This is a genomic window from Variovorax sp. 278MFTsu5.1 (assembly GCF_048305045.1).
Lineage (GTDB): Bacteria > Pseudomonadota > Gammaproteobacteria > Burkholderiales > Burkholderiaceae_C > Variovorax > Variovorax guangxiensis.
On sequence record NZ_CP157622.1, the window covers coordinates 5405357 to 5419283 of the forward strand.

Consider the following 13927-nt stretch of genomic DNA (forward strand, 5'->3'; position numbering starts at 1 on the left):
GGGTCTTCAGGCCGGCAGGGCTTCCTCTTGCGCGTCGAGCTTGAAAGTGCTGACCGCGCGCACGAGGCTGTCGGCCTGCTCCTGCAGCGATTGAGCGGCTGCGGAGGCTTCCTCGACCAGCGCGGCGTTCTGCTGCGTCACCTGGTCCATCTGCGTGATGGCCTGGTTGATCTGCTCGATGCCCGAGGTCTGCTCCTGGCTCGCCGCGGTGATCTCGCCCATGATGTCGGTCACGCGCTTGACGCTGCCCACGATCTCTTCCATCGTGCGGCCCGCTTCTTCCACCTGCTTGCTGCCCTCTTCGACCTTCTCGACCGAGTCGCCGATGAGGGTCTTGATCTCCTTGGCTGCAGCGGCAGAACGTTGTGCAAGGCTGCGAACCTCGGAAGCCACGACAGCGAAACCCCGGCCTTGCTCACCTGCACGTGCGGCTTCAACGGCAGCGTTCAGCGCGAGGATGTTGGTCTGGAAGGCGATTCCGTCGATCACGCCGATGATGTCGACGATCTTCCTGGACGAGGCATTGATCGAGCCCATGGTGTCGACCACCTGGGACACGACACTGCCGCCCTTCACCGCCACTTCCGAGGCCGACACAGCGAGCTGGTTCGCCTGTCGCGCGTTGTCCGCGTTCTGCTTGACCGTCGAGGTCAGTTCTTCCATCGACGCCGCCGTCTGCTCCAGCGAGCTCGCCTGCTCTTCCGTACGCGACGAAAGATCCTGATTCCCCGCAGCGATCTGCCGCGAAGCGACCGCGATAGAGTCCGTGGAGGCCTTGATGCGCGTCACCAGGTCGGTCAGCGTGTCTTCCATCTCGCCCATGCCGCGCAGCAGCCGGCCGAAGTCGCCGCCACGCTCGGTTTCGAATTCCTGGCTCAGGTCGCCCGAAGCCACGGTCTCGGCGATCAGCAGCGCTTCGCCGATGGGTTGCACGATGCTTCGCGTCAGCAGCCATGCGGTCGCCGTGCCGGCAACCAGTGCCAGACAGGCGAGCACCACGATCCAGCTGCGGCCCGAACGGTACTTCGCGTCGATGGCGGCGGCGGTCCTGTCGATCTCCTGCTGCTGGAGACTCACCATGGCCCGGATGCTCGCGTCGTAGGCGTCGAGCGCGGGCATGAGCTGCGCGTCGGTCAGCTTCGCCGCCTCGTCCTTGCGGCCGTCGGCCTTGAGCTTGAGGATCTGGTTGCGCAGTTCCACGTATTCGCCGCGCTTCTTCTTGATGTCGGCGCTCAGCGCCAGTTCTTCGGGCGAGGCCAGCACGGCTTCGAGCTTCTTCTGCGTCTCGGTGATGACGGCGCTGGTGGCCGAGATGTTCTTCTGCAGATAGGCCTGCACGGCCGGGTCTTCGCTCTTGAGCAGCGAGAAGGTGCGCACGCTGTTGGTGTTGGTGGCCAGCTGCCATGCGGCCGCAAGCCGCTCCTTGGCCAGCGAGGCGCCGGCCATCGCCTGGGTCGCATCACCCACGGCCTGCAGCCGGAGCACGCCGATGCCCGCGATGAGCACCACCAGCGCCAGCACGCATGCGAAGACGACGCCCATGCGCCGTCCGACCGTCCAGTTCTTCATCATGTCCGTGTCTCCTGTCGGAACCTCTGTCTCGTGGTTGTGTGGGTTCGGGCCCGGATCGGACGCTCAGGCGGCCATCTTCTCGACCAAGCCCATCTCCTCGCTGGACATGAGCCGGTCGATGTCCACCAGGATCAGCATCCGCTCCTCCAGCGTGCCCAGCCCGATCAGGTAGTCCGCATCCAGCACCGATCCCATCTCCGGCGCCGGCTTGATCTGCTCTCCCGTCAGCGTGATCACGTCCGACACGCTGTCCACCACCATCCCCACCACACGACCTCCGATGTTCAGCACGATCACCACCGTGAACTGGTCGTACGTCGGCTCGCCCAGCTTGAACTTGATGCGCATGTCGATGATCGGAACGATGATCCCGCGCAGGTTCACCACCCCCTTGATGTACTCCGGCGCGTTCGCGATCCGCGTCACCGCGTCGTACCCGCGCAGCTCCTGCACCTTCTGGATGTCTATGCCGTATTCCTCTTCGCCAAGCTTGAAGGTCACCACCTCCAGGCGCGTGCCCGCGCCCTGAGGTTGCGGCGCCTGTGCGTGCCGGATTGCGGTTGCTGCTGCGGTCTCTGCCATGGCTTTTCCTTGGTGCGGCGAGCGCTCTGGCGGCTCAGCCGAATTTCTGCATGATGCGAACCAGCTTCTCGCCGTAGCGCGGGTCGGTCGCGTAGCCCGCGCGCTGCAGGCCGTGGGCCGCCTCGTTCGGGTCGTCGGTCGCCAGCACGTTCGCGTAGCGCGGGTTGCGGGTGATGAAGCGTGCGTAGTCGGTGAAGGCTTCCTCGTACGAGCCGTAGGCGCGGAACTTCGCGCGCACCTTCTGCGGCTCGCCGTCGACATACTCGGTGGTCGTGGTCTCGACCGTCGCGCCTTTCCAGCCGCGGTCTGCCTTGATGCCGAACAGGTTGAAGCTCTGCGTGCCGTCGTCGGCGCGGATCTCGCGCTTGCCCCAGCCCGACTCGAGCGCGGCCTGCGCGAGGATCAGCGGCGCGGGCACGCCGCTGGCCGTGCTCGCGGCCTGCGCCGATGCGCCCATGCGGCCCACGAACTCGTCGACCTGCCCCTGCAGCGAACCGGCGCTCGTGCCCTGCGCGCGCCGGTCGCTGTTGAACTGGTAGATGCCGAGGTCCGCGGTGCGCGCGGTCGAGGCGACGGGCGCCGAACCGATCGGAATGCCCGCGCGCGCACCCAGGGGAAAACCTGGCGCGAGCGGCTCCAGCTGCATCGGCCTCACGCCGATCTCCGCATCGGCCTGCGCGTCGGGCGGGCCCGACGGCATGCTGCGGCGCAGCTGCGCAAGCATCGCCTCGGCCAGCCCCACGCCGCGCCCCGAGAGGTTCTGCGTGAGCTGCTGGTCGAACATCGACAGGTATACCTTCTGGTCCTGGCTGTCGAAGAGGCCGCTCGACGGCGTCGCCTCGCGCATGCTCTTGAGCACCATGTTCATGAACAGCGCCTCGAACTGCCGCGAGACCTGCTGCAGCCCTTCTTCAGGCGAGCTGCGCACCGTGCGCCGCAAGGCATCGACGCCCTGCACGTCGAGCGCGAAACGCTGGTCGAGCGCGCCACTGCGATCGGAAGCCGATACCGTCATCGCCGCCGCCCCGTCAGATGATCTCGAGCTCGGCGCTCAGGGCGCCGGCCGTCTTCATGGCCTGGAGAATGGACACCAGGTCCTGCGGATTCGCGCCCAGGCTGTTGAGCCCCTTGACCACGTCCGACAGCGAGGCGCCGCCGCGCACCATCTGGATCGCGCCGCCGCCCTGGTTGACAGAGATCTGGGAGGTCTGAGCCGCCACGGTGCTGCCGCCGGAGAACGCGCCCGGCTGGCTGATGACAGGCTCGGTGTTGATGACCACCGACAGGTTGCCGTGCGCGATGGCGCAGTCCTTCACGCGGACGGCCTGGTTCATCACCACGGAGCCCGTGCGGGCGTTCACCACCACGCGGGCACCGGCCTGCGTCGGCGTCACCTCGAGATCTTCGAGCCGCGCGAGGAAACCCACACGCTGCTGCGGCTCCGGCGCGCGCACGCGGATGGAGCGCGCATCGATGGCCTCGGCCGTGCCCGAGCCGAACTGCCGGTTGATCGCATCCACCGCGCGCTGCGTGGTGCCGAAGTCGGAGCGGTTCAGCTCGATCGAGAACGTGCCCTCCGCGCCCACGGGCGACTCCACCGTGCGCTCCACCAGCGCTCCGCCGGGAATGCGCCCCGAGCTGAGCTGGTTGACCTGCACCTTGCTGCCGTTGGCCGACGCACCCGCGCCGCCCACCACCATGTTCCCCTGCGCCACGGCATACGTCATGCCGTCCACGCCCTTCAGCGGCGTCATCAGCAGCGTGCCCCCGCGCAGGCTCTTCGCATTGCCCATGGAAGACACCGTCACGTCGATGTTCTGCCCCGGCCGCGCGAACGAAGGCAGCGTGGCCGTGACCATCACCGCCGCCACGTTCTTCAGCTGCATGTTCACGCCCTGCGGAATCGTGATGCCCAGCTGCTGCAGCATGTTGTTCAGGCTCTGCGTGGTGAACGGCGTCTGCATCGTCTGGTCGCCCGTGCCGTCGAGACCCACCATCAGCCCATAGCCGATCAGCGGGTTGTCGCGCACGCCCTGAATGCTCGCCAGCTCCTTGAGCCGCTCCGCATGCACAGGAGCAAGGAACAAGGACGCGACCATTGCAACCGCCGCGACGCGCAAGCGAGCCCGAAAATTCGCGGGATGCCGCGGAACCGGCTTTGCCGGGCCGCAGGCATCGCCCCCTGCAAGGGGGTTGGAGAAGCGACACGAAGTGCGCGAAGCCTGGGGGTTTTCCATGTTCAGAACGGCATGACGTTGAGGAAGAAGCGCTGCATCCAGCCCATGTGCTGCGCCTCGTCGATATAGCCTTTGGCCGAGTACTCGATGCGTGCATCGGCCACCAATGTGGAGGGCACGGTGTTGTTGCCCGATACGGTGCGCGGGTTCACCACGCCCGAGAAGCGGATGTATTCCGTGCCCTGGTTGATGCCCATCTGCTTCTCGCCGCTGACCAGCAGGTTGCCGTTGCTCATCACGTCGGTCACGGTGACCGTGATCACGCCGTTGAAGGTGTTGTTGGCGTTGGCGCCGCCCTTGGCGTTGAGCGAGTTGGTGCCCGAGAGCTTGGCGTCCTGCCCGTCGAGCAGGCCGCCGATGAGCTTGGGAATGACTGCGAACACGCTGGCGGTGCTGCCGGTGCGGCTCGCGTTGGCGCCCGAGTTCTTGGTGGCGTTGACCTTCTCGCTGATGACGATGGTGAGGATGTCGCCGACGTTGCGCGGGCGGCGGTCTTCGAAGAGCGCATTCGCGCCGGGGCCGTCCTGGAAGATCGCGCCGGGCGATCGCCGCGTCTGCACCGCCGCGTAGTTGTCGGAGCGCGCCGTCATCGGCTGGTGCACCAGCGGCTCGCGCGGAACCTGCGCGCAGCCGGTGGCCAGCACGGCGGCGGCGAGCAGCGGCAGCAGCCGCGTCCTCGCGTCGGCCGCACTGCGGCAAAGAAGACGCAACGCCTGCAACATCGTCACCACCATCACGCTCACAACTGGGCCAGGCGCTGCAGCATCTGGTCCGAGGTCTGGACCGCCTTGCTGTTGATCTCGTACGAGCGCTGGGTGGCGATCATGTTGACCAGCTCTTCCACCACGTTCACGTTGGAGGCCTCGACATAGCCCTGGCTCAGCGTGCCGGCGCCGTCGACGCCGGGGTTCACCTGGTTGGGAGCGCCCGATGCGTCGGTCTCGGCATACAGGTTCTCGCCCAGGCTCTGCAGGCCGGTGGGGTTGACGAAGGTGGCGAGCTGCAACTGGCCGATCTGAACAGTGTTGGTGCTGCCCGCCTGCACCACCGAGACGATGCCGTCGCGGCCCACGGTGATGCTGGTGGCATTGGCCGGCACGGTGATGGCCGGCTGCACGGGAAAGCCGCTGGCGGTGACCAGCTGGCCGTCGCGGTCGGTCTGGAACGAACCGTCGCGGGTATACGAGGTGGTGCCGTCGGGCATCAGCACCTGGAAGAAGCCGCCGCCGCTGATGGCCACGTCGGTGGGCTTGTCGGTCTTGGTGAGGTTGCCCTGCGAGTGGATGCGCTCGGTGGCGACCACGTGCACGCCGGTGCCGACCTGCAGGCCCGAGGGCAGGCGCGTCTGGTCCGACGACTGGCCGCCGACCTGGCGCAGGTTCTGGTAGACGAGGTCCTCGAACACGGCGCGGCTGCGCTTGAAGCCGGTGGTGCCGACGTTGGCGAGGTTGTTGGAGACCACGTCGAGCTGCGTCTGCTGCGCGTCGAGGCCGGTCTTGGCGATGTAGAGGGAGCGGATCATTTTTCTGGGAGTCCTGCGGAAGAGGTTGCGAGAAGGAGAGCGCGCGTCAGCCGTAGGCCAGCAGCTTGTTGGCGGACTGCGCGTTGGTGTCGGCCGTCTGCAGCGACTTCATCTGCATCTCGAAGCTGCGTGCGTTGGCGATCATGGCCACCATGGTCTCGACCGGGTTGACGTTGCTGCCTTCCACCACGCCGCTGACCAGCGTGACGGCCTCGTCGGCCTCGGCCGGCGGCTGGCCGGCGCGCATGCGGAACAGGCCGTCCTCGCCGCGCTCCAGTTCGGCGACCGGCGGATTGACCAGCTTCAGGCGGCCGACTTCGGCAATGCCCGTGAGCGTGGTGGAGGCCGCGTCGCGCGCGCCCACCAGGCCGTTGGCGGCGATGCTCACCGTGGAGCCCGGCGGCACTGTCAGCGCGCCGTTGTCGCCCACCACCGGGCGCCCGCCCATGGTGGTGAGCTGGCCGTCGGCGCCGATCTGCAGGTTGCCCACGCGGGTGTAGGCCTCGCCGCCGTCGGGCGTCTGCACCACCAGCCAGCCCTGGCCGCTCACGGCCACGTCGAGCGCGCGGCCGGTCTCGGTGAGCGGGCCGTGGGTGAAGTCGGCGCCGGGCGTGGTGGCAGCCACGAAGGCGCGCGTGGGCGCCTCATCGCCGACCACGGGCACCGCGCGGAAGTTGGCGATCTGCGCGCGGAAGCCCGGCGTCGAGACGTTCGCCATGTTGTTGGCGACGGCGGCCTGCTGTTCCATGACCTGCTTGGCGCCGCTCATGGCGACGTACAACATGCGATCCACTGGGTGCTCCTGATGTCGGTCTTTCTGGGGCGCCGCCTTAGCGGATGTTCATGAGCGTCTGCATGACCTGGTCCTGCGTCTTCACGGTCTGCGCATTGGCCTGGTAGTTGCGCTGCGCGACGATGAGGTTGACCAGCTCGGAGGTGAGGTCGACGTTGGATGCCTCCAGCGCGCCCGACTGCAGCGAGCCCAGCTTGGTGCCCTCGCCCGGCGTGCCGGTCAGCGGGTTGCCCGAGGCCTGCGTCTCGGCCCACACGTTGTTGCCCTTGGGCTCCAGGCCGTTCGGGTTGGCGAAGGAGGACAGCACCACCTGGCCCAGCAGCTTGGTCTGCTCGTTGGAGAACTTGCCGGTGATGGTGCCGTCGGCGTTGATCGAGAAGGAGGTGAGCTCGCCCGAGCGGTAGCCGTCCTGCGCGAGCTTGCTCATCGCGTTGGCGGCGCCGAACTGCGTGGTGCCCGAGATGTCGAGCGTAGGAGTGAGTGCCGCGGCGCCGTTGGTGAGGTTGAGCGTGCCCAGGCTCAGCTGGCCGCTGGCCGGCGCGGTCATCTTGCCGGCGGAGTCGAAGGTCAGGGTGCCGAGCGCGGCGCCGGCGTTCAGCGCCGCACCGTCGGCCGTGCCGTACACGCTCCAGGTGTTGGCAGGCGTCGCGTTCTTCACGAAGTAGACGGACACGTCATGCGGGTTGCCCAGCGAGTCGTAGATGGGGCCGACGGCGTTCGAGTAGTTGAAGGTGTCGGAATCGGCCGCGTTGAAGGGCGTCTTGGTGGGCGCGGTCTTGCGCGCGTCGAGGTTGAACTCGGCGTCGATCCCGGTCGTGGCCTTGGGCGTCATGGGCGTGGTCGGGATCTGGATGGCCGCCGGCGTGCCGCCGCTGATGCCGCCGTTGGCGTTCGCGCCGAAGCCTGTGAGGCGCAGGCCCGAGGCGTTGACGATGTAGCCGTCCTTGTCGCGCGTGAACTGGCCGTTGCGCGAGTACATGACTTCGCCGGTGGCGCTGGTCAGGCGGAAGAAGCCGTCGCCATTGAGGATGGCCACGTCCAGCGGGCGGCTGCTCGACTGGGTCACGCCCTGCGAGAAGTTCTGCGTCACGCCGGAGACCGAAGCGCCCAGGCCGACGCGCGAGCCGGCGTACACGTCCTGGAAGGTTGCGGCGGCCGACTTGAAGCCGACGGTGCCCGAGTTGGCGATGTTGTTGCCGATGACGTCGAGGTTGGCCGCGGCCACGCCGAGTCCGCTGATGCCCTGGGAAAAAGCCATGATGGTTCCTTGTCTGCCGTTGGATGCGGCGCGTTTGCGTTGGATGCGAAGAGGAAGGGAAAGAAGACGCTCAGAGGAACAGGCGCACGTCGGACAGGCTGATGTTGTTGCCCGTCATCAGTTCGAGCGTGACGCCGGCAGCGCCCTGTTTGACCGCCGCCACCTGCGAGAAAGTGAGCGCCGTGGCCTTCACGGTGGTTCCGCTGTTGCTTGCGTCCACGGTGAAGCGGTAGGCGCCCGCGGGCACCACGGCGCCCGTGTCGTCCTTGCCATCCCAGGTGACGGCGTTGACGCCTTCGGTCATGGAGCCGGCGTTGATGGTGCGCACGACCTTGCCGGTGGAATCGACGATCTTGATGTCGACGTCGGAGGCCGTGCCCGGCAGTTCGACGGCGAAGGCCTGCGACGCGGGCTCCTTGCCCGCCTCGGGCTCCTTGGTGGTGAGCGAATCGCCCGGCGACAGCACGTTGTAGCCGATCAGCGAAGTGGCCTGCAGCAGCTGGTTGGAGCTGGTCTGGTTCACCAGGCCCGAGAGCGTGCTGTTGAGCTTCTCGATGCCGCTGACGGTACTCATCTGCGCCAGCTGCGAGGTGAGCTCGGCGTTCTGCATCGGGTTGAGCGGGTCCTGGTTGTTCAGCTGCGTGACCAGCAGCTTCAGGAAGCGCTGCTCGCTGTCGACGTTCGAGGTGCTGCTGTTGCCGCCAACCGCGGAGGCGGCGTTCTGTCCGGTGATGGACGAGGTATCGGAAATGGCCATGGCGCGTTCGTGCCTGTTCTTTCTTGTGCGTCTTGCGGGACTTGGGGAGTTACTGGCCGAGGGTCAGCGTCTTGACCATCAGCGTCTTGGCGGTGTTGAGCACTTCGACGTTGGCCTGGTAGCTGCGCGAGGCGGAGATCATGTTGGTCATCTCCTCGACCACGTTGACGTTGGGCATCGCCACGTAGCCTTCGGCGTTGGCGTGCGGGCTCTTCGGGTCGAACACGAGCTTCGGCGGGGACGGGTCTTCCACCACGCCGGCCACCTTGACGCCGCCGATGTCCCCGGCGCCGTACGACGAGGGAGCGACCTGGAACACGACCTGCTTCGCGCGGTAAGGCATGCCGTCGGGGCCGGCCACGCTCTCGGCGTTGGCCATGTTGCTCGCGGTCACGTTCATGCGCTGCGACTGCGCGGTCAGGGCCGAGCCGGCCACGTTGAAGATGTTCATGGAGGTGCTGTTGAAGGGCATGGAACGGGCTCTGGCTGCTTACTGCTGCACCGCAGAGAGCAGCGACTTGATCTTCGCGTTGATGACGGTGAGGTTCGATTCGTAGCGCAGCGCGTTGTCGGCGAAGGCGATGCGCTCGACGTCCATCTCGACGGTGTTGCCGTCGAGGCTGGACTGGTTGGGCACGCGGTAGAGCAGGTCCTTGTCGGGCATGGCCTGCGCCTGTCCCGCGAGATGGCGCGACGAGGTGGTGGCCAGCGACATCGACTGCGACGCGCGGCCGCGCTCCACGGCTTCGCTCAGGCGTGCGCTGAAGTCGAAGTCGCGCGCCTTGTAGTTGGGCGTGTCCGCATGGGCGATGTTGGCCGCGAGAACCTCCTGGCGTTCCGCGCGGAGGTTGAGGGCTTCGCGGTTGAAGCGAAGCGCCGCATCCAGCTTGTCGAGCATGTTTGTTCCATCCGTTGAGGCGTCGCCAGTGCGCGGGGCGCAGCGACAGATGGAAAGCGAGTCTATGCACGAGCCGCTTTTGCAATCGCCCGAACAAAGGGGGTTTTCGCCTGCTGCTCGCAACTTCGATAGCCGCACGGATTTCTAGAATTTCCGTGCGGCGGCATGCGTTGCTCCTGTGTGACGCATCGCCGCCGAAGCCACCACCCACACATATCCGATGACCCTTCCAACGCTTGCCGAGCTTCGCGACCACGCACTGCGCACCGTGCTGCCCGCAGCGGCATTGGCGCTGTCGTGCTGCTGCGCGGCCAGCGCAGCAGGCGCAGCCGAAGGCGCTGCTTCCGCCGACGCGGTCATCGAGAAATACCTGCAGGCGCAATCGGCCGGGCTGCCGGGCAAGGTGACGATCAGCCTGGAAGGCCGCGGCACCTCGGCCCTGCCCGCATGCGACGCGCCCGAGGCCTTCCTGCCGCCGGGCGCGAAGCCATGGGGCCGCGTCTCGGTGGGCGTTCGCTGCCAGGCGCAGCGGCCCTGGACGCGCTTCGTGCAGGCGCACGTGTCGGTGGAAGGCAGCTATTTCGTGGCCGCGCGCGCGATCGACGCGGGCCGGCCGCTGGGCGCGGGCGACGTCGCGGAGCGCACCGGCGACCTCACGCGACTGCCGCGCTCCATCGTCACCAGCGCGGCCGAGCTGGCCGGCGTGGTCACGGCCAACCGCGTGGCGCCCGGCGCGCCGCTGCGCAAGGAGCTGCTGCGCGGCGTCACCGTCATCCAGCAGGGGCAGGCGGTGAAGGTGGTGGCGCAAGGCCAGGGCTTCGTCGTCAGCACCGAGGCCAAGGCCATGACCGGGGCGACCGTGGGCGCCGTGGTGCAGGCCAAGACCCGCGACGGGCGGCTGGTCAGCGGCGTGGCAGACGAAGAGGGGCAGATACAGCTGGCGCAATGACGCAGCGCACAAAAACTGTCACGAACGCCATTCCTAAAGTTCTTGCGCAGGCTGCCGATATACGGGTCAGCCCCTGAGGAATCACCTTGAAAATCGATCAACCCGCCCCCTCGGCCACGCCCCTTCACCGAACGACGCCAGCCACCGCCGGGACGGCAGGCACGACCGCTTCGGCCGGCGCCGACGCCGCCCAGCGCACCGCGAAGGCGGCGGCACCGGCCCCGTCGGCGCACGTCCACTCGCTGCCCAGCGCCGCGGGCGCCGCCAGCGATTTCGACGCGGCCCGCGTGGCGGCGATCCGCGAGGACATCCGCGCGGGGCGCTACCAGATCCGCCCCGAACGCATCGCCGACGGCCTGCTGGCCAGCGTGCGCGACCTGCTCACGCCCGGCGCGCCCGATGCGCCCGCGGGCAACGGTCAGGACGTGAAGAAGGGCGAAGGCGAATGAGAAAGCAGCAGTCCGACCTGCTGGCCCACCTGCGCACCGAGGCCGCCTGCATCGAGGAATTCGTATCGGTGCTCGACCGCGAGGCCGAGGCCATGTCGGGCGGCAGCTTCACCGACCTGGCGGCCATCGCCGCGGAAAAGACCGTGCTGCTGGACCGCATGGCCGAACTCGACGCGCAGCGCGAGGCGCTGCAGGCGGCACTGGGCTTCGGGCCCGGCCGCGAGGGCGCCGATGCGGCCGCCGCCGCTGCCGGCCCGCAGGCGCGGCAGGCCTGGGAGGAACTGCTGGAACTGGCCGGGCAGGCGCGCGGCCACAACCTGCGCAACGGCTCGATGGTCTACGCGCATCTCGATTTCACCCAACAGGCACTGCACTTCCTGCAGGCCAGTGCGCAGCTGTTCTACGGACCGGACGGCGTGCGCAAGACGCAGGCGGGCTCGGGCAACCGCCTCGCGGCGGGCTGAGCGCGTGCGGACGGCGCTGCTGGTCGCGCTGTGGCTGTGCGCCGCCGCCGGGCACGGCACGGCGGGCGCTGCAGGGGGCGTGGCGATCTCCAACCTGGCGCCGGGCGTGCAGCCGGCAGACGCGGTCAACGTCGGCCAGCTGAGCCAGACGGGCGCGGTGCTGCGCGACGTTGAGCGCGTCGCTTATTCGGGCACCGCCATGGCCGTGGCGATGACGGCCGCCTACGTGCCCGCTCTCCAGCCTGGCGAGAAGACCGTGGGCCTCGCCTTCGGCAGCTACAGGGGCTACACGGCGGTGAGCCTGGGCTTCAGGACTCTTTCGGATGACGGGCGGACTGCCTGGGGCATGACCCTCGCCAGCGCGGGGCGGGACTGGGGATTCAACGCCGGCATCGGCTGGAAGCTGCCACGCGCCAGCGAGCGCTGAACGCGGGCAACCCTCATCACCCACCGCCGCCACCAACACATGGAAGCTTTCGACATGAACAACGATGCTCGCGGCGACGCGCGGCAGGTGGCCATGGTGGGTTGCGACGAAGCCCAGACGCGCGCGTGGGGCCAGAAGCTGCGCCTGATGGGCTGCACGCCGGTTTCATTCGACAACAGCGCCGACTTCCTGCATGCGGCGACGCACGGCACCAACCACTTCGACCTGTTGCTGGTGGTGCTGAAGGACGAAGGCGCGTGGCCGGTGCTGACCTCGATGTGCCAGGCGCTGCGGGTGCCGATCTTCCTGGTCGCCAATGCGCTGCAGCGCGAGCTGCTGGCCGAGGTGCTGTCGGCCGCCGAGCCCGAGTCGAAGGGTCCGGGCATCGATTTCGCGGTGCTGCCGGTCGACGATTTCGAGGTGGAATTGCGCGTTCGCGAGGCGCTGCGGCGCAACGACACGCTGCTGCATCCGCAGGCGACGAGCGCGCTGTTCGGCGACTACCGCTTCATCGGCAACCGCAAGGTGGTGGTGCGCAAGGGCGAGGAAATCCGCCTGAAGCCGCGCGAGTTCGAACTGGCGCTGCTGCTGTTCCGCAACGCCGGACAGCTGCTGGAGCGCGATTGGCTGCTGGGTTCGCTGTGGCCGGATTCGCGCGTCGAGCGCAAGAGCCGGGTGCTCGACTGCTGCGTGGCGAACATCCGCCGCAAGCTCTCGCTGCACAAGGCGAACGAGTTCGTGCTGCACTCGGTGTACGGCCGGGGCTACGAGCTGCGGCACGCGGCCGTGCAGCCGATGGCTGGCACCGGGACCGTGGACGACTCGGGCTTTCCGGATACGTCCAACGAGCCGAACTGGCTGGGGGAAGCCGCCCGCGCTTAGCGCAGGCGGCAAGGAAGACGTGACGATCGCCGGCCTCGAGGAACCGCCCGCATCAAGCGGCGCGGGTGCCAGTGGCAACCTCTACCAACGCCAGCGGACCGTCGACTCCAGTATGGAACTGCAAACTTAAGCCGGGCTGAATCGGGCGCGGGCCGGACGCCGCCGGGGCAGGCCAGAATCCTGCGCATGCAATTGCAGATCGATGCGCACCAGGTCCACCTCTGGCACCTTTACGTGCCCGAACAGGACGACCCCGCCGGCGACGCGGCCATCATGGCCCTCCTGACGACCGAGGAGCGGGAGAAGCACGGGCGTTTTCATTTCGCCCGGGACAGGCGCCGCCATCTGATGACACGAGGGCTGATCCGCTCGCTGCTCTCGCGCTACGTTCCCCAGGTCGCTCCAGCGGACTGGCGCTTCGAGAACAACGAATACGGTCGCCCGCGGATCGCCAATGCGCTGCCGCAGGCGCAGCGCATCCGCTTCAACATTTCGCACAGCGCGTCGCTCGTGGTGGCAGCGCTGGCGGTGGAGCGCGAAGTGGGCGTGGACGTCGAGCACACGGCAAGGAACGCGCCGCTGGAGGTCGCCGGGCATTTCTTCTCGGCGAAGGAGGCGCAGGCGCTGCAGCAGCTTCCGGCCGCGCAGCAGCCATCGCGCTTCTGGGATCTGTGGACGCTCAAGGAAAGCTACATCAAGGCGCGCGGCATGGGCCTTTCGATTCCGCTGGACCGCTTTTCCTTCGACTTGGACGGAAGCGGCAGCCAGGCCATCGGATTCGGGCACGCCCTGGAGGACGACGACGCCACCAGCTGGCAGTTCTGGCGGCTGCAGCCCGACGACGCCCATGCTGTCGCGCTCTGCCTCGAGCGGGCACGCGACGGCCGCGAGGCGCGGATCCTGTGCCTGAAGGCGACGCCGCTGCTCGCGTCGGTGGAGGAATTCCCGGGCACGGTGACGCGCCGATCGGCGGCCGCCTGAAGCCTGCCCGCCGGCTGCTACTGCTGATCCTTGTTCGCCTCGGATTCGGCGCGGTTCCACAGACCGAAATACAGCACCTCCGACCATTGAAGGCCGGGCGGATGCTTCGTCGCGCCGTTGCGGTGCCGTCGCAGGCATTCCAGGCAGGAGGCCGCT

The 13927-nt window shown here is 67.9% G+C and carries 17 protein-coding genes; 6 read left to right on the top strand and 11 right to left on the bottom strand.

All coding sequences use genetic code 11. The annotated features are described in order from the left end of the window. Positions 1 to 6 precede the first annotated feature (6 nt). The 11 genes from ABL844_RS24980 to flgB form a co-directional block, all read right to left on the bottom strand. On the bottom strand, positions 7 to 1572 hold the full coding sequence (locus ABL844_RS24980; RefSeq protein WP_418129391.1) for a methyl-accepting chemotaxis protein: 1566 nt from the start codon (positions 1570 to 1572) through the stop codon (positions 7 to 9). Positions 1573 to 1635: 63 nt separating this feature from the next. Then, positions 1636 to 2154, bottom strand: a complete 519-nt coding sequence (locus ABL844_RS24985; protein ID WP_126023289.1) for a chemotaxis protein CheW — start codon at positions 2152 to 2154, stop codon at positions 1636 to 1638. Positions 2155 to 2188: 34 nt separating this feature from the next. Beyond that, positions 2189 to 3169, bottom strand: a complete 981-nt coding sequence (flgJ, locus tag ABL844_RS24990) for a flagellar assembly peptidoglycan hydrolase FlgJ (protein ID WP_418129392.1) — start codon at positions 3167 to 3169, stop codon at positions 2189 to 2191. A gap of 13 nt (positions 3170 to 3182) precedes the next feature. Next, entirely contained in the window at positions 3183 to 4253 is a 1071-nt protein-coding gene (locus tag ABL844_RS24995; RefSeq protein ID WP_418129393.1) for a flagellar basal body P-ring protein FlgI, read from the bottom strand. Between the two features lie 140 nt (positions 4254 to 4393). Then, the gene (locus ABL844_RS25000) at positions 4394 to 5113 is read right to left on the bottom strand and encodes a flagellar basal body L-ring protein FlgH (RefSeq protein WP_418131951.1); all 720 of its coding nucleotides are present in this window, start codon (positions 5111 to 5113) and stop codon (positions 4394 to 4396) included. Between the two features lie 17 nt (positions 5114 to 5130). After that, positions 5131 to 5913: a flagellar basal-body rod protein FlgG gene (gene flgG / locus ABL844_RS25005; protein WP_093197930.1), complete on the bottom strand. Its 783-nt coding sequence runs from the start codon at positions 5911 to 5913 to the stop codon at positions 5131 to 5133. 46 nt (positions 5914 to 5959) lie between these two features. Then, the gene (gene flgF / locus ABL844_RS25010) at positions 5960 to 6706 is read right to left on the bottom strand and encodes a flagellar basal-body rod protein FlgF (RefSeq protein ID WP_184641056.1); all 747 of its coding nucleotides are present in this window, start codon (positions 6704 to 6706) and stop codon (positions 5960 to 5962) included. Between the two features lie 37 nt (positions 6707 to 6743). Continuing rightward, the gene (gene flgE / locus ABL844_RS25015) at positions 6744 to 7964 is read right to left on the bottom strand and encodes a flagellar hook protein FlgE (protein WP_126023285.1); all 1221 of its coding nucleotides are present in this window, start codon (positions 7962 to 7964) and stop codon (positions 6744 to 6746) included. A gap of 70 nt (positions 7965 to 8034) precedes the next feature. After that, complete coding sequence (locus tag ABL844_RS25020; protein WP_184641055.1) at positions 8035 to 8721, bottom strand: flagellar hook assembly protein FlgD; 687 nt, start codon at positions 8719 to 8721, stop codon at positions 8035 to 8037. Positions 8722 to 8770: 49 nt separating this feature from the next. Then, positions 8771 to 9193: a flagellar basal body rod protein FlgC gene (gene flgC / locus ABL844_RS25025; protein WP_126023283.1), complete on the bottom strand. Its 423-nt coding sequence runs from the start codon at positions 9191 to 9193 to the stop codon at positions 8771 to 8773. Between the two features lie 18 nt (positions 9194 to 9211). Beyond that, a complete protein-coding gene (gene flgB / locus ABL844_RS25030; RefSeq protein WP_184641054.1) occupies positions 9212 to 9619 on the bottom strand; it encodes a flagellar basal body rod protein FlgB in 408 nt (135 codons plus the stop codon). Between the two features lie 220 nt (positions 9620 to 9839). On the opposite strand from flgB, the gene flgA reads away from it, so the two are divergent. The 6 genes from flgA (at position 9840) to ABL844_RS25060 (ending at position 13771) form a co-directional block, all read left to right on the top strand. Beyond that, positions 9840 to 10568 (top strand): flagellar basal body P-ring formation chaperone FlgA, encoded by a 729-nt coding sequence (gene flgA, locus ABL844_RS25035; RefSeq protein WP_418129394.1) that lies wholly within the window; start codon positions 9840 to 9842, stop codon positions 10566 to 10568. Between the two features lie 86 nt (positions 10569 to 10654). Next, entirely contained in the window at positions 10655 to 11017 is a 363-nt protein-coding gene (gene flgM, locus ABL844_RS25040) for a flagellar biosynthesis anti-sigma factor FlgM (RefSeq protein WP_418129395.1), read from the top strand. Continuing rightward, complete coding sequence (locus ABL844_RS25045; protein WP_184641051.1) at positions 11014 to 11481, top strand: flagella synthesis protein FlgN; 468 nt, start codon at positions 11014 to 11016, stop codon at positions 11479 to 11481. Before flgM ends, ABL844_RS25045 begins: the two co-directional genes overlap by 4 nt. 4 nt (positions 11482 to 11485) lie before the next feature. After that, positions 11486 to 11908: a YadA-like family protein gene (locus ABL844_RS25050; RefSeq protein ID WP_418129396.1), complete on the top strand. Its 423-nt coding sequence runs from the start codon at positions 11486 to 11488 to the stop codon at positions 11906 to 11908. 54 nt (positions 11909 to 11962) lie between these two features. Then, positions 11963 to 12790 carry a winged helix-turn-helix transcriptional regulator gene (locus tag ABL844_RS25055; protein ID WP_126023277.1) on the top strand — a complete coding sequence of 276 codons (828 nt, stop codon included), beginning with the start codon at positions 11963 to 11965 and terminating at the stop codon, positions 12788 to 12790. Positions 12791 to 12976: 186 nt separating this feature from the next. Beyond that, on the top strand, positions 12977 to 13771 hold the full coding sequence (locus tag ABL844_RS25060) for a 4'-phosphopantetheinyl transferase family protein (RefSeq protein WP_418129397.1): 795 nt from the start codon (positions 12977 to 12979) through the stop codon (positions 13769 to 13771). The last annotated feature ends 156 nt before the right edge of the window (positions 13772 to 13927 follow it).